21 protein-coding genes are annotated in these 24,922 nt (G+C 66.1%); 13 read left to right on the top strand and 8 right to left on the bottom strand.

Translation table 11 applies throughout. The annotated features are described in order from the left end of the window. Nucleotides 1-77: 77 nt before the first annotated feature. Complete coding sequence (locus ABZU74_RS18515; RefSeq protein WP_355425011.1) at nucleotides 78-2,471, bottom strand: LamG-like jellyroll fold domain-containing protein; 2,394 nt, start codon at nucleotides 2,469-2,471, stop codon at nucleotides 78-80. Between the two features lie 1,349 nt (nucleotides 2,472-3,820). Here ABZU74_RS18515 and ABZU74_RS18510 point away from each other — a divergent pair. Next, nucleotides 3,821-4,909, top strand: coding sequence for a hypothetical protein (locus ABZU74_RS18510; protein WP_355425009.1), 1,089 nt, complete (start codon nucleotides 3,821-3,823; stop codon nucleotides 4,907-4,909). A 123-nt stretch (nucleotides 4,910-5,032) separates the two neighbouring features. On the opposite strand, the gene ABZU74_RS18505 is transcribed toward ABZU74_RS18510, so the two are convergent. Next, a complete protein-coding gene (locus tag ABZU74_RS18505) occupies nucleotides 5,033-6,064 on the bottom strand; it encodes a DUF6615 family protein (protein ID WP_355425006.1) in 1,032 nt (343 codons plus the stop codon). Nucleotides 6,065-6,211: 147 nt separating this feature from the next. On the opposite strand from ABZU74_RS18505, the gene ABZU74_RS18500 reads away from it, so the two are divergent. Further along, nucleotides 6,212-6,601 carry a winged helix-turn-helix domain-containing protein gene (locus ABZU74_RS18500; protein WP_355425003.1) on the top strand — a complete coding sequence of 130 codons (390 nt, stop codon included), beginning with the start codon at nucleotides 6,212-6,214 and terminating at the stop codon, nucleotides 6,599-6,601. 313 nt (nucleotides 6,602-6,914) lie between these two features. Here ABZU74_RS18500 and ABZU74_RS18495 read toward each other — a convergent pair whose 3' ends face one another. After that, nucleotides 6,915-7,901 carry a hypothetical protein gene (locus ABZU74_RS18495; protein ID WP_355425000.1) on the bottom strand — a complete coding sequence of 329 codons (987 nt, stop codon included), beginning with the start codon at nucleotides 7,899-7,901 and terminating at the stop codon, nucleotides 6,915-6,917. Nucleotides 7,902-9,164: 1,263 nt separating this feature from the next. Here ABZU74_RS18495 and ABZU74_RS18490 point away from each other — a divergent pair. From ABZU74_RS18490 to ABZU74_RS18480, 3 genes are read left to right on the top strand one after another with little or no spacing between them, the layout of a single operon-like run. Then, on the top strand, nucleotides 9,165-9,545 hold the full coding sequence (locus tag ABZU74_RS18490; protein WP_355424997.1) for a hypothetical protein: 381 nt from the start codon (nucleotides 9,165-9,167) through the stop codon (nucleotides 9,543-9,545). Nucleotides 9,546-9,554: 9 nt separating this feature from the next. Beyond that, on the top strand, nucleotides 9,555-9,872 hold the full coding sequence (locus ABZU74_RS18485) for a hypothetical protein (RefSeq protein WP_355424995.1): 318 nt from the start codon (nucleotides 9,555-9,557) through the stop codon (nucleotides 9,870-9,872). A 39-nt stretch (nucleotides 9,873-9,911) separates the two neighbouring features. Further along, a complete protein-coding gene (locus ABZU74_RS18480; RefSeq protein WP_355424992.1) occupies nucleotides 9,912-10,661 on the top strand; it encodes a hypothetical protein in 750 nt (249 codons plus the stop codon). Nucleotides 10,662-10,673: 12 nt separating this feature from the next. Here the strand turns inward: ABZU74_RS18480 and ABZU74_RS18475 are convergent, their stop codons facing one another. Further along, nucleotides 10,674-11,270, bottom strand: coding sequence for a hypothetical protein (locus ABZU74_RS18475; protein WP_355424989.1), 597 nt, complete (start codon nucleotides 11,268-11,270; stop codon nucleotides 10,674-10,676). Between the two features lie 98 nt (nucleotides 11,271-11,368). Here ABZU74_RS18475 and ABZU74_RS18470 point away from each other — a divergent pair, with 98 nt between their 5' ends. Further along, nucleotides 11,369-11,626 (top strand): transcriptional regulator, encoded by a 258-nt coding sequence (locus ABZU74_RS18470; RefSeq protein ID WP_355424986.1) that lies wholly within the window; start codon nucleotides 11,369-11,371, stop codon nucleotides 11,624-11,626. 703 nt (nucleotides 11,627-12,329) lie between these two features. After that, the gene (locus ABZU74_RS18465; protein ID WP_355424984.1) at nucleotides 12,330-14,045 is read left to right on the top strand and encodes a P-loop NTPase fold protein; all 1,716 of its coding nucleotides are present in this window, start codon (nucleotides 12,330-12,332) and stop codon (nucleotides 14,043-14,045) included. A 321-nt stretch (nucleotides 14,046-14,366) separates the two neighbouring features. Here the strand turns inward: ABZU74_RS18465 and ABZU74_RS18460 are convergent, their stop codons facing one another. Continuing rightward, on the bottom strand, nucleotides 14,367-17,180 hold the full coding sequence (locus ABZU74_RS18460) for a tetratricopeptide repeat protein (protein ID WP_355424981.1): 2,814 nt from the start codon (nucleotides 17,178-17,180) through the stop codon (nucleotides 14,367-14,369). 235 nt (nucleotides 17,181-17,415) lie between these two features. On the opposite strand from ABZU74_RS18460, the gene ABZU74_RS18455 reads away from it, so the two are divergent. The 3 genes from ABZU74_RS18455 to ABZU74_RS18445 all read left to right on the top strand — a co-directional run bounded on the left by ABZU74_RS18455 (nucleotide 17,416) and on the right by ABZU74_RS18445 (nucleotide 19,123). Continuing rightward, nucleotides 17,416-17,805, top strand: a complete 390-nt coding sequence (locus tag ABZU74_RS18455) for a hypothetical protein (protein ID WP_355424979.1) — start codon at nucleotides 17,416-17,418, stop codon at nucleotides 17,803-17,805. 702 nt (nucleotides 17,806-18,507) lie between these two features. Next, entirely contained in the window at nucleotides 18,508-18,741 is a 234-nt protein-coding gene (locus ABZU74_RS18450) for a hypothetical protein (RefSeq protein WP_355424976.1), read from the top strand. A 130-nt stretch (nucleotides 18,742-18,871) separates the two neighbouring features. Beyond that, nucleotides 18,872-19,123, top strand: a complete 252-nt coding sequence (locus tag ABZU74_RS18445) for a hypothetical protein (RefSeq protein WP_355424973.1) — start codon at nucleotides 18,872-18,874, stop codon at nucleotides 19,121-19,123. A 52-nt stretch (nucleotides 19,124-19,175) separates the two neighbouring features. Here ABZU74_RS18445 and ABZU74_RS18440 read toward each other — a convergent pair whose 3' ends face one another. Beyond that, on the bottom strand, nucleotides 19,176-19,850 hold the full coding sequence (locus ABZU74_RS18440; protein WP_355424970.1) for an HNH endonuclease family protein: 675 nt from the start codon (nucleotides 19,848-19,850) through the stop codon (nucleotides 19,176-19,178). A gap of 672 nt (nucleotides 19,851-20,522) precedes the next feature. Continuing rightward, complete coding sequence (locus ABZU74_RS18435) at nucleotides 20,523-21,161, bottom strand: TetR/AcrR family transcriptional regulator (RefSeq protein ID WP_355424967.1); 639 nt, start codon at nucleotides 21,159-21,161, stop codon at nucleotides 20,523-20,525. An 80-nt stretch (nucleotides 21,162-21,241) separates the two neighbouring features. On the opposite strand from ABZU74_RS18435, the gene ABZU74_RS18430 reads away from it, so the two are divergent. Further along, nucleotides 21,242-22,009 (top strand): SDR family oxidoreductase, encoded by a 768-nt coding sequence (locus ABZU74_RS18430; RefSeq protein ID WP_355424964.1) that lies wholly within the window; start codon nucleotides 21,242-21,244, stop codon nucleotides 22,007-22,009. 235 nt (nucleotides 22,010-22,244) lie between these two features. On the opposite strand, the gene ABZU74_RS18425 is transcribed toward ABZU74_RS18430, so the two are convergent. Then, nucleotides 22,245-22,679, bottom strand: a complete 435-nt coding sequence (locus tag ABZU74_RS18425; protein WP_355424961.1) for an ankyrin repeat domain-containing protein — start codon at nucleotides 22,677-22,679, stop codon at nucleotides 22,245-22,247. 523 nt (nucleotides 22,680-23,202) lie between these two features. Between ABZU74_RS18425 and ABZU74_RS18420 the strand changes: the two genes are divergently transcribed. Both ABZU74_RS18420 and ABZU74_RS18415 read left to right on the top strand, forming a co-directional pair. Continuing rightward, a complete protein-coding gene (locus ABZU74_RS18420; protein WP_355424958.1) occupies nucleotides 23,203-23,550 on the top strand; it encodes a PadR family transcriptional regulator in 348 nt (115 codons plus the stop codon). After that, complete coding sequence (locus ABZU74_RS18415; protein WP_355424955.1) at nucleotides 23,547-24,605, top strand: hypothetical protein; 1,059 nt, start codon at nucleotides 23,547-23,549, stop codon at nucleotides 24,603-24,605. Before ABZU74_RS18420 ends, ABZU74_RS18415 begins: the two co-directional genes overlap by 4 nt. The last annotated feature ends 317 nt before the right edge of the window (nucleotides 24,606-24,922 follow it).

Here is a 24,922-nt window from a genome sequence, read left to right as displayed (position 1 = left end):
CATCCGGAATCGCCCACCTGCACAACATCGCTCTGACCGGCTGACCAGAACCGATGCCGGGCAACGCCCGCCTCGAGTTACGAGACATCGCTTAGGTGGGTCCAGACGTTTGTTTGTGGCACCGAGGTGGACTTGGCGATCCACCACGTTGCCGTGCCGGAGGTCGCGGACGGCATTTGCGCCACCCACCGGTCGGTGCTCTTGTGGTACTGGAAGTACAGCGACGCCCACCCGGAGGCGTCTTTACTTACCAGCGTCCGGTCGGCTGACTTGTCGGTCAGCCGCACCCACGCGGCCACGCTGTACGACTTCGACGTGTCGACGACCTGCCCGGCGGCCTGGGCGTACGACGACGTTCCGTTGAACGTCGCTGTCTGCCCTCCCACCAGACGGACATCATTGGCCCACGTCACACTCGACGCCGTGACCGGCGAGTTGAGCGGGACAGGCTCGCCGTCGGCTAGCGCTGCCGCCTGGTTGATTCCCGGGTAGGTCTCCAAGCCCCATCTGGCCGTCGGGCCGGACGAACGGGAGACCATGAACTCGACAGATCCGGAACCCTCGTTCATGGTGGCATCCACCGCCTTGACCAGCAGAACATTGCGGCCGAAGCTCGGCGCCGTCATGTCCACTTCGGCGTACCTGGGGTTCGTGCCCTGCGCGGTGACCACCCGGGTGGCCTCGTCCCAGCCATAGAGGAACGTGACGACATCCGTGGAGGTGGACTCGAACCTGACCCTGCCCCTCATACCCGGCCCCGCCGGCAGAGCCACCACCCGCGCGGTCACCTGCGGCTTGGTCGTGTCGGCACTGAACTGACACCACTTAGACCAGGCGCTCGTCGCGTAATAGGGGGCTCTATCGGTGGCCTTGGCACGAAACGCATACGTCACCCCGGTCGTGATGCTCACCGGGTTGCTATCCGCGCGTGTGCCCGGGGTGACGCCTGCCTTGGTCGGCGGTGGGGCCTTGCGAGCCGGGGACGTGTCCGTCACCGTGCTCATACCGCCGGCAGGCACCTGGATCCACTCGAAGGCCGCCGTCAAGGAGTCGTTGTCATCGGCGTCCGGGAACACCGCGGAGAATTTCGGCGTCAGTGTGCCGACCGTCAGGACGCCGGAAGCAGGACAGGCCACCTCGGCGACCTGCAACCCGTTCGGCGCGCCCGGCTTGGAGTCGTAGTCCGCATACAGCTTTGCGTCGTTCGGCTTGAACTTCTTCCACCGCTTCTGCGTCGACTCCCCGGACCCATCGGAGGAACGCGCGGTGAACCCGACCGTGATGGTGTTCCACCAGTCCGTCGCCGCGGTCTGCACCTGACGGGTCACCGTCGCCCCGTCAAACTTCATGATCATGTCCGGTTGCGGCGGATTGCACCCGCCAGCCTCATTCGCGTGTCCCGAGGCATCGTCCAAGAACGTCGACAGCCTCATCTTCGACCAGCTGGCCTTCATCGTCGCGTCGATCGCCGAGGAGAGATACATCGACGCGACCGTGTCGTCGCAGGAGTACGAGTGCCCCAGGTTCATCTGGACGTACGCCGACTCGATGTGCTTGCCCTTGAGCGACACCCCATTCGCGGTCGTCTTGAACTCGAAGAACGACCGATACAGGGCACCGGTCTCCGGATTCAACCCCACCCGCGCGACCGTGTGGTCACTGTTCGAGGAGCCATTGTTGGTGGCATAGGCCCACCGTGACTGGTAGACCGACCAAAGCGGGTCGATGAAGAGCGGGAACACCGTGTCAGGTGCCTGCAGCAGCTCCGCGTCCGGGCGCAGCACGAGATCGGCGCCCACCACGTCCACCGCGACCGGCGCCACCTGAGCAGCATCGCCAGCGACCGCTGACGTCGACCTCGCCGGTGACACCCCGCCACGAACAGAGGCTCCCGACGCCTCACCTGTCCCGGAGTCCCACATCATCGCAGGCTCCGCCGAGGCGATGACGGAGCCACCAGCTGCCGCGCGCAATCCACCGTCCGGCTCGGCGCTCACCTGCACATTCCCGCTCAACCCGAATCGGATCTGACGCACTCCCGGATCCGCTGCGGCCGCCGCTGATTTGACGACCAGCGTGTGAGCGAACCCCGTCCGGGTCGCCCGCACCACCAGGTCCACCTCGGTCAACACGTTGCGGTAGGTGACAGCGTCGCCCGAAACCTCCGGCGCCGGCAGAGGACCCCCGGGCCACGACATCATCATCGTCTTGCCGCCGCGCTTGAGGGTCACCAGCGGGCCAGTGCCACCAGCGGAGAAAGAGACATCGGCGACAGATGCCGCCGGCCGCCACCCACCATCCGCTGCCGGAGCGAGATCGAGATCAACATCGGTCCACTTGCCGTCCACGCGGGTGCGCTGTGGTTCTACTGCTGCCTCGAACCGCAACCGCCCGTCGGGCTGCGCCACCACCTGGGCGAATTCCGTGCGGGAACCGTCAACGGACACCGGCTCGACACAGGCCACGGCCATCGCCGACGCCTCAGCCTCCGACGGCGCGACACCCGTACACGCTGGAGCCGCCCCAGCAGCGGGCACGGGCGCAGGAACGACGAGCAAACTGCCGGTGATAGCAGCGGCTACCCAGGCTGCCAGCCCACGACGGCACCGACGTCCCATGCCACACGTCCAATCGATCAAGGAGCAGTGGCAGAGACGATAGGGCTCGTGATCTCTTCGCTTGGTCCCGTCGGGCCGCGCACAGGCTAGCCCGCTCCACATAGGACCTCATTGGCATCGCATGCTATCTATGTCAATGCCTCCCTGAGCTTGATTCACTACGCCACGTAATCAACGCCGGTCAAACGCGCCGATCGCGTGATGTACGTCATAGCGAAATCTGCGAGATCGTGCGGTCCGCTGCTCAGCCGACCCTCGGCGTCGTTGTCGGAGTGGGTGTGGCCGCGTGGCAACGGGTGCACGAGGTCCTGAGGAGCTAACAACGGGATAGCAGGACGTGTCCGGGGCGCGAACCGACGGCTCCCAAATTTGGGTGCCCAGATGCGGCCTAAGATCGGTGCGAGTCCGGTCGACTGCCGCGCACCAAGCTCCAAACACCACTCCATCACTGACGTGAGCGGCGCCCTCGCCGACACTCCGGCCGATGGATCGACCGCGCCTTCGGCCAACCACCGCCCGTGGTCGAGAACGACCTGACGACGCCGCCGACGCCGCCAACGACCAGCGCCGAGTACTCACCTCACTACCGGACTACGCGCGGCTAACCCTCCCCGGCTACTAGAGTGTCGGAGCCAGTGCCGGCAGGGCTCAGCGCTCGTGAACAACGAGGGATTCGAACCCACGACAGTCTCTTGTCGAGCCTCGTTCAGGGCTTGTCATTGCTTGTCAAAACCCCTTGTTACCGTCCGCAACCATACCGACCTTGTCATTGATTGGCAGAAATAGGCGCTGAGCTGCACAGACACGATCAAACAGTGGTCGCTTTCTGTCACTGGTTGTCAACGGCAGGCAAGGGTTTTCGGGGGGTAAACGGGGGCAAGCCGACAGGACAGCACGAGGTCCCACCGCGCACCGCTCCCCCACCATCGGGGTACGCCCCGTCACCAAAAACAGGGTGCGCCGACCCGTCGCGACTCGCCTACCGCAGGCAAAGGGTTCGTGTCAGGGTATCAACACGAACCGATGCCCAAGCACGAAGCGATACCCATCGTGGGACGCTGTCAAGGACGGCCGTCAGCCCAGTCCATTGTGGCGGCGCAGGAAGGATCTGACCGGTGCGGCCCGCCGTTCGCGCCTGACACTGACGGAGCCGGGCGGGCAGCCGTCTTCTGGCCTGCCGGCGCGGGTGTTAACGTCCCCACGTGACCGCCATCTGGGGCTCCGACGCGACCGGCAGCTGGCGACCACTTGCGGCAAGGGGCTACCCGGCGGAGCAGGCGTTGCATGACTTGGTCGCCGAAAGACCACAGATGCTTCCACTGTCCGGTGCACCGCGACTGACCGTACTCGGCACGGAGGTGCAGCTCGGTGCCGGCCGCGCTGACGTCGTGGCCGTCGAGTCTTCAGGCCGGCTTATCGTAGTCGAAGTCAAGCTCGCCGGAAACCCTGAGGCGCGACGCGCGGTGGTTGCCCAAGTGCTCTCCTACGCCGCGTACCTCCAAGGGCTCGACCCTGACTACCTTGAGTCGACCACCCTCGGCGCACATCTAACACAGCGCAGAGTCAAGAGCATCCTGGAAGCCGTTCGCAACGACGATCAGGAGGGATCCGTCGACTCAGCGTCGTTCGCTGACGGGCTCGCCCGTAGCCTCGCCGACGGAGCATTCCGCCTGGTAATCGTGCTCGACAGTGTGCCTGACGAGCTGGTTCAGGTAGTGGGCTACCTAGAGTCCATTACAAACAATGTCGTTATCGATCTTGTCACCGTCACGGCGTATGACGTCGGCCAGTCTCGAGTACTGGTGCCCCAGCGCATAGATCCTGGCCGCAGAGTGGCGGAGCTGTCGGAGGCAGAGACTGCTGTCCGAGGGGCGAAAGCGCTACAGCCTGGCTCGGCTGAATTTCGTGCCATTGCGGAGAAGGCACCGATGAGGTATCAGCAGACGCTGGCGAGGCTGATCGACTGGGCAGAAGCCCTTGACGCGAACCACCTGATCTCATTGGAGACCTACAGCGGCAAGAACGAGATCACCACCTTGCTGCCGCGTCTGACCCGCGGCAGCGCCGGACTTGCGACGATCTACTGCGAGCCGAAGGGTGCCTACCTCCAGCTATGGCCGTCCGTGTTCAACCGCCTTGCACCCAACGCCACACCGCTCGTGGAAAAGGAGCTCGGCGGACCTATGAGACAGGGCCAACGCATCGTTGTCGTCTCCGACAGCCTTCTCGAAGCACTCACGTCCGCCTACTACGAGGCGAACGGCCGGCCCGGGCCAACCTCCCCCTCGTGACGCTGCTGGCGGCTCAATCGTGGCGTGTCCGCTGTCCAAACTGCCCCCAGCGCAGTCGGGCACTGCGCACAAGAAGCTCCACGCGCGGGCGGTCACACGCGGCGTTACCCTAGCCTCGTTCGCTCACGATCTCCAGCTCACGTTGAAGACAACGGCGACCGCAGGTCGGTAGCCTTCTCGACTCATTGCGCCCGCCCGTCGGGCCTGCAGCCAGGTTGGGAGCTCTTGATGAAGGCCCTGTCCTTCTGGAAGCCCGCTCTCAAATCGGCCGTCACCTTCGACGTCCGAGGCCGTACGCGCCCAGTCCGACAGTTGAGCCGGGAGTTCCCGCACGATTTGACTTGGCAGCCCAAGATCCTTCTTGCGATCGCCGAACAGATGCGACCATGGCCGGCTGTAGCGTAGGTGCTCCTCCAACGCCCTACGGCCGTTCCGGGGTTCTCCCTGGTGACGGCGGGCAACGGCACTCGCGGGCGCGATCGCACAGCCGAAGTCCTCAAGGTAAGCATGCACGCATCCCTTTTGTTCATTGCCATGCGGTACTGGCACTGCCGGCTTGCTGCGGTTTCGGCAGCCTGCGTTGGGAACGCCCTCCGGCCACGAGCCATGCCAGCCGTTATAGAAGCAGTAGAACGCCCAGATGTTATCCCTCTGCGCCTGCTCGAGCAGCAGCTCGTACTGCCGACGACCCCTGACGCGGTGGCCGAGCTGGGCATAGATGCCGTCATCGTCAAGCCTTTTGGCCTGGAATCGTAACCCAAGCCAGCGCGTGTTATCGCTTCCTATCCACCACTCGAAGTCGGCGCCGTTGTACGGCTCCTCGGTCTTGTCGAACTTGTAGACCTCGATCGGAGCACCTCGCCGATCCAGCTCGAAAAGGTTGTGGTCGGTAAGTGACTCCTCGCCGAAGGCTAGCCCTCGCGACGGTCCGACCGACATCTTGTACCACGTTTGGGCAGCGAGATCATTGAGTATGCCGACGAGGTGTTTAACGTCCTCATTAGTGCCGATATGCCGCAGAGAGCTTCGCTCAATCACGCACTCAGCAAACCACCACGCGTCCAACAACTGCTCCGCGGGATCGACAAGACCGTGGTGCCCGCATAACCACGAACCCGCAGCGTTGGATTCGTCGACACGCTGAACGACGGTCACCGCCGACCTACGCCGGCTCGTCGACCTGGCCCGTACCGACCCGCACATGGTCGCGCTCCCTTACCGGCCGGTCCGCGAGCTGATCGGTGACCAGCCGCAGATGTGCCACAAGAGGCCACGGCCGGAGCCTGGTCCAAGTACGTGGACATGAGCAAAGGAGCCTGGGAGCGCGGCGAGGACGGCTACCTGCCCCGTCCTGACCTTGAAGAGCCCGCTCGGACGCACGGCGTCACCCGCTCCTGGACGCGCCGGCGCGTCGGAAAGTGGATCAACAGCCGTCCCGGCCGCAGTGCCGGGGCCGGCCCGCGTGTGCGCACCGAAGAGACCGGCTCGACTGCGGCCAAGTACCGCCGCGTGGTAGCCGCGATCCGGCAGGACATCTCCGAGGGCGCCTTCACCTCAGGACAGCGCCTACCCTCCGTGAACGCGCTGAGCACCCAGTACAGCGTCAGCATGAGCACCATCCAACGCGCGATCGCCGAGCTCCGTAGCGAGGGCGTCCTGACTCGAGGCAGCGACGGCATCACCGTGGCGTAGCACGACCATCCTGCGGCGGAGAGCCGCTGCAGCGGCAACTCGACGATCTTCGTGCCGCGCTGCACACCGCCGAGGCCGACCTGGCCGCCGTGCGCGATCTCAACCAACGCCTCTTGGTGCAGAACAGCCGGCTTCTGGACGAACCGCGAGCCACACCGGCTGGCCCAGCCAGGGCCTTTCAGTAGTAACCAGAAAATCAACGACAACTGTGGTCTGAGTCGGTACTGCAGCGACAGTTGCTTGATGCCGCGACGAGGATCCAATATCACCTGGGAGCCATCGTCCAAGGTTTACCGAACGAAATCCGCCATTACTAACGCCCCCGCGACCCGTCCCCGCCTCGTCGCCGTGGCCGTCGGGCCTGCGCCACCGCCCGCCGCCAGCGCCGCCGCGACCGCACCCGCCCGGCCGCCGCGGCCAGCGCCCGCCACGGCCCGAACTCGACGATCCACAGAATCAGCGACGCGCTAACGCCGGCACCCACACCGGCCGCGAACATCCGGTTCTCGATGTCGGCCGCCTTGCTGTCGTCGACGTACGTCACGCTGGGTGCCAGCGTCGCCGCGAAGTCCTGGTCCATCGTCCAGGACAGGGCCAGCGGCTTCTCCCTCGGCGGGCTGGCGTACTCCTCCCGGACGTCCTCCGGCGGCGCCCCGAGGATGTCGATCCGGTACGCGAGTTCGGGCCGCTCGACCGGACCGCCGTTCGCCTTGAGCACGTTGCCGAAGTCGTCGAGCGTCAGAACAGTCGGAGGCCCGTCAAAGCGCACCTCGGGCGTCAGCAGCTGCGGCGTCCGGACGAACGTGCGCTCGCCGCGCTGGAAGTAGACCGGCAAGTCCGTGTCACCGAAGAGACGAGTCGCGTAGCGGTGACCCTTGCCCCTGGCCACGACCTTCGTCATCGGCTCGGCGGTCAAGGTCTGAAAGCCGTTGAAGCCAGTCAGCACATCGGCAAGCGGACCGTCCCAAACGATCGCACTCTCCGGCGAGACCTCGACGGTGACGCTCCGGTCGGCGAACTCCCGCGCCGAGTCGACGACGACGGTCAGAGCGTAGGAGACGTCGGTGAAGAAACTATTGTCGAGTGACGGCATGACGAACAACGTCACCTCGACCTTGGACACGCCTTCCGGGGCGATGACCCGGATGTAGCTCTGTTTCGCCGGCCCGGAGCCAGGGCGTGCCGTGTCGTACACGTGCCAGCTGCCGTACCCCGTGACCACGGCAAGGACTACGACGATCAGGAACGGGATCAGGCCGGCGGGACGGAACGGCTTCGGGCGCCTGCGAGATCGGGTCACGGCTGCCCATCGTGGCAGACGGGCGCGAGCGCGGCCAGTTTCCAGACGGGCACTAAGAGGTCAACTAGCCAGACGTGTAACGCATGTCCGGTGGTAGCCGATCTTGAGGATCTTCCAGTTCTTGAGTTGATGGCGCGTTCGACGGCGGCGCGGAGCGGCTCCACAGCGACGTCCAAGATCGCGGAAAGGAGGCCAGACTCAGCGCAGGCCGTCAGAATCAACCGCCTCAGCCCAGCGACGCACTTCGCCCCTCGGAGGCGGCCAACGCGGCCTGCGTTGCAGAAAGATCACGCCCTAGTCTGCGCGCCTCGGTGGTGGCCGTTTTTCGCGAGACTCGCAATCCTCCCTCAACCGCGCGCCAGCCCTGAGGATCTGTAGCCGGTTCCCCGGATCGGGCAGAACAGTTCTTCTTCTCTTTGCAACTCACCAGGCGGCGCTCGCGAGGGCTTTGCGGAGCATCTCGACGGGCAACGGCGACCTGTACCAGAGGCTGTCATGGTGCCGGTGCGCAAACCGCGTTGACTATCATCGGTCGGTCATAGATCGGCTACTACCCATGAGAGATGCGGACAATGGCTCAGTGGTTGCTCACCACCGGCGACACTCGGCTGCACCGTAGCCAGCAGGCTGGTTTTACAGGCGAGACCTGGGTGACGTCGGATTGTCTCGGGGATGCTCATCTCTTCGCGCCGCTGGCCAAAGGCGACGGTGTGGCTCTGCGGCGTGCGGGGCGCGGCGGCGGGATCGTGGCGCACGGCCGCGTTCAGCGCGCACCACCAGGTCCCACGTCAAGCCGGACGAGAAAGCCCCCACGGCGATCGGCGCGGCATCCCGGGGCATCTCTGCCGCGACACCGTCCCTCACCGTAGCGAGACGTCCCGCCCAGCGCCCGGGTCCCCCGGATCTTGGTCATTCACGTACCGTGGTCCTACCTCGCCGTGGCGGGCGCATCACGGAAAGCGTTGACCGAGCAGGAAGCCGGGGGCGAATGCAGCAGGGCAGCGGGCATGAACGCCTCAAACTGGCGAGTCTGGACTTCCTGGGCGACGATTCCGTCTTGCGCGAGCAGGCCGATCGCGCGCTGCGCGAGACGGGACGTGAGCTGCGACCCGGGGAGTGCTCCGGGACGGACCACTCTGGCTCCGTCCGCGTGGTGGTCGACACTCAGCGAGAGGTCTCAGCTGTCACGATCGCTCGCGACTGGCGCAGCCGGCTCGGCCCCAGCGGGTTCGCGATGCGCTCTTCGAGGCGTACGCCGCCACCGTGCAGGCTGCCCTCGAATTGGCGGCGCTCCTTCATCTGCAGGTGGAGGAGAGAGGTCCTGCAGCGCCGGATCAGGAGCCGCTCGACAGGAGCCCCGATCGGGACGTCGACGAGCACACCTGGCTGCGCGACACCTGGCGGACGCTGGACGACCTTGGCACGGATTTGGACGCTGCGGCTCGCCTGACCACGCGGACGGACGAGTCGAGCATGTCGAGCCCCAACGGCTGCCTGACGTTGCGCATCCGCGGAGGCGGCATCACCGGCATCACCGGCGACGTCCGGCGGATCGCACGGGCAGACGCGGGCCAGCTGCAGTTCGAAGCCCGTTCCCTCTTCCGCGCGTTCGCGCTGGCCAGCGCCGGACGGACTGGATCGTGAGGTAGTGAGATGGCTGAACTGAACGTCATCACCGGTTCGCTACGCGATGAGGGAGGTAAGTGGCTGACGCTGTCGGACCGGGTCGCCGCCATCAAGGTCGCTGCGGAGCAGCTGTACCTCGACCCATCGGCCTTCTTCATTGGTGACGCGAACGTCCTCATCCACTCGCTGGCATACAACGACTTCCACAACTTCATGGTCGCCGTCCTCAATGGGGCGGTGACCGAGTTCGAACAGGTGGGCAAGGCCCTGCGGCACATCGCCGACGAGTACGACCGGGCCGACGAGATTGTCTCACTCGACCTCAACAAGATCTACAAGGCCTAGCGACCCACCGCGACGTTCGGAGAGGGCACGGAGCACCCCATGCAGCCAGGTACCACTGATCTCGAGTACGGGGAACCGTTCAACAAGGCGTTCGACCACATCCGTGCCGGCATCGACGAGGCGATCGCCAGGTTCAACGAGATCGTCGAGCAGGTGCAGCAGTGGAAGTGGCTCCTCGGACCGGCAGCACTCTTGTGGATCAAACACAGCCTGGATAGCACCAAGACGGCACTGAACGCCGTCCTCGACCGCGTCGAGCAGGCCTTGGAGCATCAACTGCCGGTGCTCTCGCTGATCGAGGTCAGCTTCCGCTGGGTCAACGACGTGAAGACCCCGGTCTCCGACCTTTCTTCCGCCACCACTGACCCCACGAACGAGAACCTGCCCAAGTGGACCGGCGACGCCGCGAGTGCCTACAACGCCAAGGCACTCAAGCAGAAAGCCGCGGTCGACGAGTCCGTCGTCAAGTCGGAGTTCATCAGCCAGTGGCTGTTCACGATCGCCAAGGCGAATGTCGACTACGCCGTCGAACTCGCGAAGATCGTCACGGGACTGGTCGGCAAACTGGCGCAGGCAGCGAGTGAGGGGGTAACCGTCATCGACCTACCGTGGGCCATCTCCACCCTCGCAGAGTCGGTCGGAGACCTCGTCACCGCCGGCCTGGACGTTCTGCTCACCATCGGCCAGCGCTTCGTCGACGCGCTGGGGAACATCCGAGACATCGCCACGCAGGTCGGCGACCATTCGAAGCTGCCCGGTGGGCGGTGGCCCGAGGCCGTCCGAGGATGACCGACGGGCGCATCACACCGTGGGTACGGCCGCCTGCGTCGCCTTGAGCAACGTCAGCGCCTTCGATGCGAGCGTCTCGGCGGCGGCGTACGAGGCACCGCCGAGGGCCAACCAGACCTTCACCACCAGGTTGCTCGTGCGTGCGCGGACCATGTACTCGGCGTACTTGAAGCCGGGCTCGGAGCGCTTGGTGAAGGCTTCGGCCTCGTCGCCCACGCCGGTGATTACGCCGGCCGGAGTCATCACCGTCACCTGCGCCGTGGCCCGGTAGAGCAGCCGAGCCTCCTGCTCACTGGCTGGCGTGGCCGCCTCCACCCGCAGATTCGCTTGATGCCCGTCCTTCGTCCGCATCTCGAACAGACACGACGCACCCGGCTGCCCCAGCGGCGGCTTCGGATCGGTACGGACCACCGTCAGGGACAGCTCCGCCAACGGTTGAAGGTCAGTACGCTTGCACAGCTCCAGATCTTGAGCGCGATACATGGGGCCGGCCGAGGCGGTGGGCGCGGTGGAGGCAACGCTGCTCGCGCCCGACCCGGCGGTCGGCGCACCCGCCGGGGCCGAGGCACCGTCACAGGCGGCAGTGGCGAGCACCGCAACGAGCGCCACGACAAGACGAGAAACACCGGCCGACGCAGACACGCCTCGAACATACCGGCTGCGAAGCTGGCAGACTGCCCGAGCGACGAGCCACTATGGTGCCGGGTATGACCGCCACAGAGACCCCGGAGCACATCGCCCGGACCCGGATGGTCACCGCCCGGGCGGTCCTGCAGGGCCAAGCCGATCTTCGGACGTACCCCTATCGCCTGCTGGCCGTGGTCTCCCACCACGGCGTCAGCGGCGAAAAGGTCAGCGAGGCGGTTGCTGCCGCCGAGGTCCTCGGCCAGTTCGGCTGGGACCTCGTCAACATCTCGGAATTCGCCTCCAACAAGATCGTCTACGCCTTCCTGCAGCGACGGTGACGATGAGGCGGACGCTACCCCTGCGGACGGGCATTGATCTGCTCGACAGGCGGGAGCCGCCGAACGGGTTTCACCGATGGAGTAGGCCTCCAGGCAGCACAGATAGCCCTCACCATCAACGAGTAGCACGATGCCGGCGTAGAACTCGTCGTCGCTGACGTCAGCCGAGACTGGTGCGCTAGACAACCCCGAGGCCGGCGCCGCGGCGCGGTCCACGGCAAGTTGTCGGTCACGCAGCCGCACCCGCACCGACCCTCGAGTGTGGCGAACGGCAACTGCTTCACACAACTCGTCGCGCCGAGGGAACGGCATGGACAGCAGCCGCGCGATGACGTTCCGCTCGATGTCGCTGAGCGGGCGAGGTATGTCATCACCGGTCATAGCGACGCCTGATGGGGCAGGCCGGCGTGGAACCGCAGCAGCCGGACCGTGCCCTCACCCAGAATGGGGCAAGCATGCTCGATCAGCTTGTCTAGTTCGCCGGCACGATCGCGGGATGCACGTGGTAGGCCGTGGCCGCCTGCCGATTGGGCCATGAGCTGATGTCCGCCCGCGCACTGGCGCGTTTTCGGTAGTCCGCCGCGTCTGCCGCTGTCAGTCATAGCGGTTGAACACGCTCAAGCGCATGTTGACGCCGGTGCCGCTGACTGCCGCCACTTGATAGTGTCCTCACCCGCGGCCGACGGTTTGATGGGAGTGCCGGATGGAGTTCAGTCTCATCCCCGACCAGGCGATCGGCGAAGCCGATACCCGCAACGACGACGGGCTCGGCTTCGACACCTACTCCCGGATCCTAGCTAGCGCCGCGACCAACACGCGTGGCCCGTTCACGATTGGCGTCTTCGGCGAGTGGGGCACCGGCAAGACGAGTCTCATGCGCCTGATCGAGCGACGCCTCGACGACGACCCGAACGTGGTGACCGTGTGGTTCAACGCATGGCGCTACGAGCAAGAAGAGCACCCGATCATCCCGCTCGTCGGCACGATTGTGCAGGCGCTCGAGAAGCACAAAGGATTTGCCGCCACCTTCGGGGCGGGCGGCAAGCGCCTCGTCCGGTCATTGAGGGCGATCGCCTACGGATTTTCGGCCAAGTCGAAGGTCAAGGTGCCGGGCTTCGCCGAGGTGGAGGCATCGTTCGTCGCAAAGGACATGATCGAGCGTGACGAACGGCTCACACCCGACCCGCTACTGGACCGCAGCCTTTACTTCGGAGCATTTAACAGCCTAGACAAGACGAAGCTCAGAGACACTCTGCGGGTCGTGGTACTCATCGACGACCTCGACCGCTGCTTTCCAGACCAGGCAATCCGGCTGCTCGAGAGCATCAAGCTGGTTCTGGCCCAGCCCGGTTTCATCTTCGTCCTCGGCGTTGCCCGTAAGGTGATCGAGGGCTATCTGCAGCACCGTTATACCGAGGAGTACGGCATCGCGGACTTCAAGGGTGAGCTCTACCTTGACAAGATCGTCCAGCTGCCGTTCCACATTCCGCCCTCCACGGGTCGGATGGGTGCCTTCTGCAAGCTGCTGCTGGCCGACCAACCGGCGACGGTCGCCGCGGAGCTCGACCCGGTGCTGCCGGTGGTGGCGCAAGCGCTGGGCGGAAACCCACGTGCGCTGATCCGGTTCGTCAACAACATCCTGATCGACTACGCGATCAGCCAGGACCTCACAGGCTTCGTCGAACGAGGCGGCATTCCGATCCGATTCTTCGCCGTCACGCGCTGTCTGGAGCACCGCTGGCCGGAGGTTTTCGACGCACTGACCACATCGGACGACATCGCCGAAGCGGTGGATGCCTGGGCACCCGACACCTACGCGACACACGCGGAAGGCACCGGCCCGGCCGCGACGGTGGCGACCCAGTTGCTGTCCGACCCTGAGTTGCGGCTGTTGCTGGAGGGCGCGCACGGCCACGAGTGGCTGACTGATCCGTTACTACGGGGGGCAAGCGTGAGCTTCCTCTTCACGCAGCAGCGCCTCTCTCAGCTGGACACCTCCGAGGTCAGCGTCAAGTACGACGCCTTCGTGTCCTACCAGGCAGACAATCGCCGCGAGGCCATCCAGATCGTCGACGGGCTTTCTCGAGCCGGTCTGCGAATTTTCTTCGACCAGCACATCAGTCCCGGCACGGACTGGCAAGAGACGCTGAACAGCGTCCTGAGTTCGTCAAGTGTCCTTCTCTTCTGCGTTGGGCCGGGCACCGGCGAGTCACAATGGCAGACGCGGGAGTTGGACCTCGTACTCGATCGCGCAGAAGGGTTAATCATCCCCGTCCTGCTGCCAGGGGCAGATCTCTCCACTGCTCCCGGCTTCGTTCGGCGCAGGCAGGGGGTAGACATGCGCGACGGCATCTCCGAGGAGGGCATAACCCAACTAACTCGGGCTATTGAGTCTCGACGCCGACGCCCCTCGTCCTAGGTGGCAGACAAAGAACCGGGGCCGGAGTCCCCCTGCTTTCGATTTGGTGTCCGCCTCCACTTAAAGATCATCGCTACGCGGTTGTAGCGTCCCTACGACGACCGACGACCTGCCGCGGGATCGGATGTAGCGTGGCGGCGTGGCACTTGCCCAGGCAACCCTCGTCGGGAACGAGGAGACTTGAACCCACCAGAACCTCATGTCAAGCCTCGTCGAGGCTTGACATAGCTTGCCAAAACCTCTTGGCACCGAAAGTAACCAAACCATGCTTGTCAGCGCTTGCCGAAAGTCGTCGCTGAGGTACAGGAAAACCTCAGGCGCTCATCGCTTCTTGTCATCCTTCGCCAGCGATTGGCCGGGGTTTTCGGGGGGTAAACCATCCTGAAGGCCGGTAAGCAGCTCGGTCACTCGGACCGCCTCAGCCGCACCGATCCGGGTGAAGATAGCTGCGGCGGTTCGGAGGTGGTCGAGGGCGCTGGGATCGCCGAGCTCTAGTCCGCTGCGGCCCAGGCCCTCGTGGGCCAGTGCGGTCTCCAGCGGATTGCCGATGCTTACAGCAGCACTGTGGCCGGTCTCGTAGCGCTCCCAGGCGAGATTCGGTGAGCCTGCGTCGAGCAGCACGGCGCCTTGAACGTTGGCCACGGCCGCCGATCCGAGCCGGTCGTCTAGCTTCCTGTACAGGTCCCCTGCCTGTCGGAGCACCTCTTCTGCACCGGCCAAGTCGCCGCGGCGGCGCAAGACTTCGCCGAGCTGGTTGAGCGCGGCGGCGATGCCGAATTGGTCGTCGATTGCCCGATAGGTTGCGGTCGCCGCCCGCAGGATGGATTCGCCCGCCTCAGCCCTGCCCGTGCTGCCTAGTAGGGCACCCAACTCGCTCATCGCCTGCGCCTCGGAGGAGGGTCTGGAGATCTCGCGGCACAATTCGATTGCTCGGATGAGGGCTTCCTCTGCTGGTTCGTAGTTGCCAGTGAGCCGCTGAACACCTCCGAGCCCAAGGAGCGCGAGCGCCGTGCCGGCAGGATGCTCAAGCTGTTGGAAGATCGCCAAGGCTCGGGCTAGCGCGGCGCGAGCTTCTGGGTAGCGGTCAGAGAGGTAGTAGGTGTTGCCGAGCGCGCGCCAGGCGAGTGCCGCACCGAGTGAGTCGCCGGACTCCTCCTGCCGTTTCGCGGCGTCGGCCAGCAGTATGGATGCTTCGTCGTAGCGGTCGCTCATCATCCGGAACAGGCCCAGCTCGGTTAGGGCTTCCCCCTCCGCTCCGCTGTTCCGTCCTGCTTCGACCGCAGCGGTGAGCTGGCGGTCGGCCTCGGCTGTATCCCCCAGGCGCCATAGCACGGCTCCTAGTCCGGCTCGGGCATGCGCGACTCCTGTTCGGTCAGCTACGTCTTCGTACGCGCTCAGGGCCGCCGTCAGGCTTTGCGCCGCAGCCCGATATTCATCGGCCGCTCGCTGAACGGCGCCAAGCGTGTACCGTGCGGCGGCTTCCCCATGCCGGTCGCCGGTCGTCCGGGATGCCTCCACGGCGGTTTGGTAGACGATGGCGGCCTGATCCCATGGTCCGTACAGCCGCAGGAAATTCGCGTACGCGCCTGATAGCCCAGTCAGTCCGACATGATCGTTGGTCTGTGCTTGCAACCGCATGAGTGCGAGTGCATTCGGCCGTTCGGCACGCAGCCAAGCCACAGCTGAGCGCCGATCGGTGAGGTCCGGTCGCCGGCCGCCCGGCGCTGGTTCGCGTTCACGGAGCAGCCTGTCGGCCAGGGTTGCCGTCTCACAGTAGTAGGCGGACAGGCGGCTCAGCGCCGCCTCGGCTTCGGGGTCGTCGGCTGCCAGGTTGGCAGCGTACTCGGCGACGAGGTCGTGCATTCGGTAGCGGCCGAGCGCGGGTTCTTCCAGCAGATGGCGTTCGAAGAGGCGTTCGACTTCCGCGCGGCCGTCGTGGACCGACGTACCGCTCAGCGCAGCCGCCCCGTAGGCGTCGATGTCCTGCCCGGGGTGAACGCCGAGGAGGCGGAAGGCCCTCTGGCCTGTGGGAGGCAGGCTCGCGTATGACACCTCGAAAGCGGCTGCCACGGTTCGGCTGCCGTCGCGCACGGTTATCGTCCGTCCTCTGGCCCCGCCGAGCTGGCTGAGCATGTCGCTGACCGGAATGGCATGATGCGACCGCATCCAGCCGGCCACGATGCCGAGCGCCAGCGGTAGGCCACCGCAGTGTGCCGCCAGGGCGTCGATCTCGGCCTCGTCGGCGGCCTGGAGTTCGGCTACGCCAGCGATGAGTTCTCGGGCGCTGCGTTTGGCCAGTGGCGCCAGTTCGAGGGTGACGCCCCCTGGCGCGCCCAATCGATGACGGCTCGTCACTATGACCAGAGCCCGGCCGTCGGCTGGCAAGAGCGGTTCGATCTGGTCGAAGGAGGCAGCATCGTCGAAGATGAGAAGGAGGCGCCGCCGGGCCGTTCGGTGCCGCCACAGAGCGACGCGGGCCTCGGTTGTGGGCGCGATGGCGGCGGGTTCGACGCCGTCGGCGATCAGTAGCGTGGCGAGGGCGTCGCCAGCCGAGACACCAGGTCGGCCCGGTGCGTGGGTGTCCAACGACAGGAACATGGTGCCGTCCGGGAAACGGCTGCTCAGTTGGTAAGCCGCGTGCACGGCCAGCGCTGTCTTGCCGACGCCGGGCATGCCCTCAATGAGATGAATCGGCAGGACGCCCAGTCGTTCACCGCCTGCCTTGAGGAGCCGGGCTATCTCGCCTTCCCGGCCGTAGAAGACCGGCACGTCGCGGGGCAGCGCTTCGATCGCTTCACCGCGGCGACCGGTCGACCGGCGGTTTTCACGGTCGTACTCGATCAGTTGGGTCAGGTTTCGGTATTCACTGAGCAGGCTGTCACGCCGGGCCTGTCGTACACTCTCCGGCACCGCGAGTGCAGCGAGGCAGACCTCGACGTATCCGCTTACGAGGTCCTCTGCTGGCGCCCGCGCTCCTGCGCCGCGTTCCAGGTCGGAGACTGTACTTCCGCCTCCCTTGATCGACCCGGCCACCTCGCGCTGCGTCAGGTGCGCGTCGTCACGGAGACGGCGAAGCTCTCGTCCGAGGCGAACGCGGGCGGCCCGCACCGGGTCGTAACGGTCCGCTGGGGACACCGGCACCTCCTCCTCACTCTAAGTGTCCCTATGGTCACATTGATTCGCAAGAGGTTCAGTTCCGGAGTTGCCGACGCCGGACAGGCGCTTTACCAGCCCCTATAAAGATCAGTTCCGGCGTTTCGGCCGTCCGCGTCGTCCTCTCGCGACTATCGGTGCACGCGGCGGCCACCGGCCGCTCAGAACATCAGGGAGAAACATGTTCACCCACCGTCAGAGGTCGCCACGGCGTTCCGTGCGCCACGTTGTCTCCGCCATCACACTGCTGGTCGCAACCCTGGTCGGGTCCGCTGGCCTGGCCCAGCCGGTGTCCGCCAGCGCAGGTCGCTGCGAGTACTCGGGTCGCCCGGTCGACCGCTGCGTGTACGTCAACGGCAGCGGACTCAACGTCAACTACATCGACGCCACCATCACGTTCGTGACGGGTCAGTACCTGGAGATCGAGGTCTGGGGCGACGGAATCTACTACCGGGGGCACGGCGACCAGGGTGCCCCCTCGGACCAGGCGAAGAAGCGTCTCAACATCAACCGGAACCTGGCCAACCACAGCTGGGTGTGCGTGACCGGCCGATGGACCGACGGTAGCCAGATCCAGCCGCCGGCCTGCGTCGAGATCCACTCATAGGTGCAATGGGGTATGGGCGCCGCCGGTCGTCTCAGCGGCGCCCATACCTCAATCCGCGCCTGCGGGCAGCACCCGCTTCCAAGCCCACCGTCCTGCCGTCCGAGCGATCGGCGCTGCGGTCCGCGCTTCACGCCGTGTACCAGACCTACCGGCACGTCCTGAACCCAGCGTGGTCGGCGTTTGCCGCGCGATCAACGCCGAGTTTTCGATACGGACCCCGGCTCGGCCTGGCAGGGCTACCGCGACGTCGCGCTCACCAGCGGCCCCTGGTGGCCCTTGCCCGAAACCGTTTTCATGAGGGAGCGGCCCACCCTGGACGGTCACCACGGGTGGGCGCATGACGGGGCTTCCGACAACCCACCTCGCTCGGGACCGGCGTCGAGCGGCGCATGATCTCAGACGATCGCAGTGATCATCCGGCTATCCACAGGCACCTGAGTTGTCCACAACTTTGCGGATCAAGCTTTGATCGGCCGGACTACCCCTGCTGAAGTAGTCGCACGGGGACGATGCCACGTCCCATCCAGCAACAAGGAGTGCCGCCATGACCCGGGGTGGACGCAGCCGATCACGGCGCACGGACAGGCCAACACCACTGGAGCACCTTGTCGGTGTTACCGGCCTCATCGGCGCTGCGGCCGCTCTCGTCGCCGCCGTCGCCGGGCTGCTGACAGCCGCCGCCACACTGACGGTGAGTCGCTGATGCCCGCCGTCGAGGCATGGCTGCGCGGTGGACCTGCCGACGGCCGCATCACCCACATCGAGGTTGGCAACGACGGACCCCTTCCGCAGGCCATCGTCCTGCCGCAGACCGGCGCCTACCTCGGTGCCCGCGATCTTCCCAGCCAGCCGGTGCAGCACCGCTACCTCCGCTGCACCGGCGAGGTCGACCCGCCAACCTTCCGGTACGACGGCCCTGTCCCTCAGCACCAGTGATGTCGGCATGGGCTGCCAACCGCCCAACGCCGGAGTGGCCCGTTTTCCGACCAGATAGCGACAACACCCCAGCCCGGCCACATCGCTAACCCAACATCATCCGCTGATCGAACGCTTGTACGATTCCCTGGTGGAGGACGTGGCGGCGCGCTGGTGGAACGGGGTCTGGGGTCGCCTGGGCCGCCGAGATGTGTGGCTCGTCCGCCAGGTCCGGTGGAAGGTCACTGCCCGCGCCGGCGACAGCGAGACCGGGCGGGTGCTCCGGTGGGAGTTCGACACCGAAGGCGAGGCACTTGCCATGGTCAAGCGGCTGCTCGCCGCCGACGCGGGCGGCCAGTGGCGCAAGCAGTCCGGCGACAGCCAGCCGCCACAGCAGACCTAGCATCCGGCTGATGGTCCGCGCCTCAAGGCGTGGACCGTCAGCCAGATCGTGGTCAGGAGCTACAGGTGTTGAGCATGGCCTGCAGGGCGGACTTCTCCGACGACTGCAGGGTCAGGCCCCAGCTGTACTTCACGGTGATCCACATCTTGCTGTAGGTGCACCGGTACGACGACAGGGACGGCTGCCAGGTGGAGGGGTCCTGGTCGCCCTTGGCCTGGTTGACGTTGTCCGTCACAGCGATCAGTTGTGGGCGGGTGAGGTCGTTGGCGAAGCTCTGCCGGCGGCTGGTCGTCCAGGAGTTGGCGCCGGAGCGCCAGGCCTCCGCCAGCGGCACGACGTGGTCGATGTCGACGTCGGAGGCCGCCATCCAGGTCGCGCCGTCGTACGGGCTGTACCAGCGGCCGGAGGTGGCAGCGCAAGAGCTATCGACGACGACCGAGGTGCCATCGCGCTTGAGGACCTGCTCGCGGGTGTTGCAGCTACCGCTGATGGTGATCCAGTGCGGGAACAGGTCCCGCGAGTAGCCGCTGGTCGAGCCCTGCGCCGCCACGGTCAGGGCGTTGAGCTGCGACTGCGCCGTCGCCTTCGACGGGATGCCGGGAGGCGTGGCCGACGCCGGCTGCGCGCTGACGGCGACCAGTCCGGCGCTCGCGAGCGCGGCGAGGACGACTGCGGCGGCGTGACGCGTGGCGCGTGGGAAACGGGCTGGGACTCGGGTTACCCGCATGGGGCCTCCTCGGCAGTGGGGTGGACGGCAACCGTCTCTGACGATCATGTCGATCGAAGGGCGCCTTTGTGAAGGGGTGAGGAAGCAGCTACGAAACTTCGAAGAGCTTCGCTGGCGTGCAAGCACGGGCTAGGCGCATCCGGCGGACCTCGTTCTGCTTCTCGTTCTGCTTCTCGTTCCGCTACCGCTATCGATCGTTCGGCATCTTCCAGCGCCACCCCTGTGCGCCCCTCAACTATGTGAGAGGGGGTGAGCGAGATTCGAGTTCGATGTCGTGGGTCGGTCCTGCGGTGACTCCAGCCCGCCGGCGTGCCGGCGCCACCGCCGAAGGGCTGAATCCGCCGCTCACGCCGATGCTGGCGAAGGCCGTCGACGCTGTCCCTGAGGCATCGGATCTGGCTTACGAGCCGAAATGGGACGGTTCTCCAGAGATTTCGAGGTGTCTCAGGGGCGAGACGTCCCCGCGCAGTCAACCTGACCATGCCGACCCACGCGGCTTGATCGAGACCACGGTGAGTTGCTACCGGCAGCTCTGCGACATCGATGCGGTGTCCGCTTCTAGCCGATGAGCGGATATCGGATCATGCGGAGCGTGCGAGCATGTCAACGGCCTTTGCGGCTGCGGACAAGCGGGCTGCTGGGGTCGACGATCGAGTATCGACCAGGTGGCGGTCAGGCAGCCGTCAACGGTTTCGCGTTGACGTTCGCGGGCCAGGCGAGCATTGCGGCTTCGGCGACGGCGAGAAGCTCATCCGTGCCTGCGCCGTCGCGCGCGTGCTGGGACATGCCCTGCAGGATGACGCCGACGAGGACGGCCAGACCGTCGGCGTCGGTGCCGGCGGGCAGCCGGCCGTCGGTGACATCGGCCTCGATCCGCTTTCGCAGTGCGGTGATGTTGGTGGCCCGTTGGGCGCGCAGCAGTTCGGTGATGTCAGCCGACGCTGCGGTGCAGTTGACCGCCGCGCTGATGACGAGGCAACCAGGTGGATGCTCGGGTCGGGTGTACTCCACGGCAGCGGCGCGCAGCGCCCGGGCGACGCCGTCGCGTACGGACTTCTCCGCCGCGAGTGCTGTCGCGAAGAACGCGCCGTGGGTCTGCTGATAGCGCTCGACCACCTCGCGGAACAGAGCCTTCTTGTCGCCGAACGCCGCGTAGAGGCTGGGTGGCGTGATGCCTATGGCCGCAGTGAGTTCGGCCACCGACACCGGCTCGAAGCCGCGTTGCCAGAACTCGTGCAGCGCCGTCAACAGGGCCTGGTCCCGATCGAAGGCTCGGGGCCGGCCACGCCGGCGGGGACGATCATTGGCCATTGACACATTCTATAGCGCTCGCTAGCCTGATGCCCAGGGCTATATATATAGTGGTTACTACAGAAAGGTCGCGCGGCACCATGGCACTGCTCAACGGCAAGACTGCTCTGGTCACGGGCGGCAGCCGAGGGATCGGTCGGGCAATCGCCACACGACTCGCGGCGGACGGCGCCCTCGTCGCCGTCCACTACGGCACCAACGAGGCAGCCGCGAACGACACCGTCACTGCCATCACCGAAGCCGGCGGCCGCGCGTTCGCGGTCCGCGCTGAACTGGGTGTACCCGACGACGCACAGGCGCTGTGGTCCGCCTTCGACGCCGGCCTCACCGAATCCGGCGCCGAACCGGGCGTCGACATTGTGGTCAACAACGCCGGCATCGCGAACTCCAACGACCTGGCCCGCACGACCGAGGCCGAATTCGACAAGATCTTCGCCGTGAACGTGAAAGCGCCGTTCTTTATCCTTCAGCAGGCCCTGAACCGGCTGCGGGACAACGGCCGGGTCATCAATATCTCCTCCGGCACCACCCGCATCGCCGCACCCGCGATGGTCACCTACTCGCTGACCAAAGGCGCCATCAACACTCTCACTTTCACCCTCGCCAAGCAGCTCGGCGAACGCGGTATCACGGTCAACTCGGTGGTCCCCGGCATCGTCGACGTGGACAGCAACGCCGTCTGGCTGCGGGACGACCCTGAACAACTCGCTTTCTGGGGCTCCTTCTCCGCGTTCAACCGGGTCGGCCAACCCGCCGACATCGCCGACGTGGTGGCCTTCCTCGCTTCCGACGAGGCCCGCTGGGTCACCGGCCAGCATCTCGACGCCACCGGCGGCGCACACCTGTGACACATCCCATTGCGGAAAAGCCGCATTGCGAGGACTGTGGAGATTCGTCGGCCAGCACTTCCGGCCGGCCCTCAGTGCTGACCCGGCACACCCTTGATTCTTGCGCCCAGACGCACGCTCGATCAGGTTCGCACATCTGCCGCTGACCGGGCGGCCAGCACGACGATACGAGCCAGTGGTTGAAGCTCAACGCACCACTGTCAGGGCGCCGGCAGAGCGTGGGCTGGCACCCTCGTTACTGATGTGTCTGCCGACGGCAGGTCGCGCCTGCGGCTACCAGGAGAGCCTCCGTATCGGAGTGGCCGCCTCGGACAGCCCAGTCGAGCGGCGACAGGCCGCTGCCATGGTCCTCGCGAAGATTCGGATCCGCGTCCTGCGCAAGAAGTTCGCGTACGACGTCTGCGTGTCCCCATGCCGCGGCCCCCGTCAACGGAGTGCCCTCGTCGCCGTGTCCGCTCTCGACATTCGGGTCCGCGCCGGCATTCAGAAGGATCCGCACAGCCGCAGGCGCGTTCTGTACCGAGGCTAGGTAGAGGGGCGTGGTGCCATCGCGGTCTGCCGCATTCGGGTCGGCACCTGCACGCAGAGACGTAAGCACGGCCGGAAGATCGTCACGCAGCAGCGACGCCATCAGGCAGGATGTGAGCTTCTTGTGCTGCCGGACGTTCACCCTCGTCAGGGTAAGCGCTCGGTTCGTCACGACCGGCCTACGCACGGCTTCCGGCATCCTCACATGCCGCGAAGCGCTCGTCACCGAAGGTGACGTCGGCACCGGTCTGCGACGTCCGGACGTGCCGACGCGGTCGATCGCTAGCTTCCGGCCCCGTTACGGATGATCGTCGGCGCTGCCCGTGAATCCTCTCCAGCTCCGCCGCCAAGGTCACTGCTTGCGACTGGTGGCAGCGGCCGAACCCGTTGCGGGGTCCGGGGCAGTAGGACCTGACCGCTGTATCCGGGACCCAGGGCGATGGCCGCTCCGTTTGTGGGCGGGGCGCCGACGACGCTGCTCTCCACCGCCGGTATCGCAGGAGCGAAATCCGGCCCGCCCAGGTCTCCGGCGTCCGCCGCGTCACCGTCGCCCATGATCACTCCTTTTTGTCGTGGGCTCCGCGCGTGCCGGGGCCCGGTGAACCCGCCGGCGCCAGCTCGGCTTCCGGCACACACCATATCCTGTCTCCCACTATATTAGGCGGATGAGTTCTCGGGCGATGACGGAACCAGCCTTCTTCATCCTCACCGCGCTGCTCGACGCTCCGCGCCACGGCTACGGGATCGTCGCGGAGGTGGCGGAACTGTCGCGGGGCCGCGTGCAGCTGAAGATCGGCTCGTTGTACGGGGTCTTGGACCGACTCGTCGGTGATGGCCTGGTCGAACTGGACCGCGAGGAGGCATGGCAAGGACGGTTACGCCGGTACTACCGGTTGACCGAGCGGGGTCGCCATGCCCTCGACGCAGAGGCTCAACGGCTGGCCGCCAACGCACGCCTCGCCTCGACCCGGTTGCGCGAGCGGCGGAACCCGATCGCGGGGACACCGTCGTGAGCCGGCTGGAGGAGCGCTACCGGTTCGTTCTGCGGCTGCTGCCCGCCGCCTACCGGCAGGAATGGGAAGACGACATGGTCGCCGCCTTCCTGGACAGCATGGACACCGGCGACTCCGAGACCACCGCGTATGTCACGGACTACGGCCGACCGAGCCTGTCCGAGGTCGCCAGCATCGTGTCCCTCGCCGTTCGGCTGCGTCTCGGCGGGGCTGACGCGCCACCCCGCTCGTACGCCTGGGGGCAAGCCGTGCGACTGGCGACCCTGATGGCGATGCTGGCCCACTCCGTCATGGTCACCGCCAGCATCGCCGTCACACTGTGGCTCTCCGGGAAGATCGCCTGGTTGCCGGCTCCTGCACTGGAATGGCCACTCAGCCCGCCGTCGAACATCTGGCACACCGCGTGGAATCTCGCCGGCTACGCCTGGTTACCGGCCTACATCGCGCTTGTCCTCGGACGCCGGCGCGTGGCCCAAGCGGTCGCCCTGCTCGCCATCGTGCCTCCGGCCATCACCACCGCCGTGGAACAAGCCGCCGGTGACGTACCGCTGTCCGTGTCGCCCTGGGGGATTCGGTTCATCGACGTCGTCCTGCTACTCGCGATGGCGGCCTTTCACCACGGCGGCCCACCGGTGCCGCGTCGCCCTTGGCTCCTTGCGCTGCCGATCGGCATCCTCCTCGTCCCCGTGCCGCTGTTCACCGTTCAGGCGACCACACCGGCGCTGAGGCTCCTGGACTGGCCGGGCCTGTCCTGCGCGGCGGTCACTTCCGCCATGGTGATCCACCTGACCGTTCGAGTATCCCGTCGTCCGTCTCGCACACTGCCATGGTCACTGGCGCTAACCCTGCTCGCCGTAACCACGCTCGCCCAGCGAACCGCAACCCTGCCCGACTACAGCGACCAGGCGCAGCGCACAACACTCGCCACGATCGCTTCCGTGGAGGTTGTCGCCGTCCTAGCGGTAGGCGTACCGCTCGCCGTACTAGCCATCCGGGCACTGCGCCGACTTCCATCGATCCCCACCCTCGCCCCAAGACCCACCACACCGACGTAGGAACTCGCCCAACCTCGGCACCACCGGCCCGAGACGCAAGCCCCATCGGCCGCGCAGACCACAACGGAACGCACTGACATGCCGCTGATGGGGCGGCGTTGGTGGATCGACCTGCAGGACACGTCCGGCTTTGGCCGATGTCAGTGCACCTGATCAAGGGACATCTGCGTCCGGTCGTGCCGATGAGTGTGAGTCAGAAGTCGTCGGTCCGGCGGTCGCTTTCGGCCAGCTCCAGATATGCATGATCTCGATGATGCCCCGGCTCGACTCTGGCCCGCAGCGCATCAGCCTTATCATGCGGAAAGTACATCCGTCAG

The organism is Micromonospora sp. NPDC005171, assembly GCF_040608575.1.
GTDB lineage: Bacteria > Actinomycetota > Actinomycetes > Mycobacteriales > Micromonosporaceae > Micromonospora.
This window is presented reverse-complemented; position numbering and strand designations above follow the sequence as displayed.

Bases quoted from the DNA above. Each gene is read 5' to 3' on its own strand.
- ABZU74_RS18515 (WP_355425011.1), bottom strand. From the start codon at position 2,471: ATGGCCGTGGCCTGTGTCGAGCCGGTGTCCGTTGACGGTTCCCGCACG.
- ABZU74_RS18500 (WP_355425003.1), top strand. From the start codon at position 6,212: ATGAGCAAAGGAGCCTGGGAGCGCGGCGAGGACGGCTACCTGCCCCGT.
- ABZU74_RS18485 (WP_355424995.1), top strand. From the start codon at position 9,555: ATGGCTGAACTGAACGTCATCACCGGTTCGCTACGCGATGAGGGAGGT.
- ABZU74_RS18480 (WP_355424992.1), top strand. From the start codon at position 9,912: ATGCAGCCAGGTACCACTGATCTCGAGTACGGGGAACCGTTCAACAAG.
- ABZU74_RS18470 (WP_355424986.1), top strand. From the start codon at position 11,369: ATGACCGCCACAGAGACCCCGGAGCACATCGCCCGGACCCGGATGGTC.
- ABZU74_RS18465 (WP_355424984.1), top strand. From the start codon at position 12,330: ATGGAGTTCAGTCTCATCCCCGACCAGGCGATCGGCGAAGCCGATACC.
- ABZU74_RS18450 (WP_355424976.1), top strand. From the start codon at position 18,508: ATGCCCGCCGTCGAGGCATGGCTGCGCGGTGGACCTGCCGACGGCCGC.
- ABZU74_RS18440 (WP_355424970.1), bottom strand. From the start codon at position 19,850: ATGCGGGTAACCCGAGTCCCAGCCCGTTTCCCACGCGCCACGCGTCAC.
- ABZU74_RS18435 (WP_355424967.1), bottom strand. From the start codon at position 21,161: ATGGCCAATGATCGTCCCCGCCGGCGTGGCCGGCCCCGAGCCTTCGAT.
- ABZU74_RS18430 (WP_355424964.1), top strand. From the start codon at position 21,242: ATGGCACTGCTCAACGGCAAGACTGCTCTGGTCACGGGCGGCAGCCGA.
- ABZU74_RS18420 (WP_355424958.1), top strand. From the start codon at position 23,203: ATGAGTTCTCGGGCGATGACGGAACCAGCCTTCTTCATCCTCACCGCG.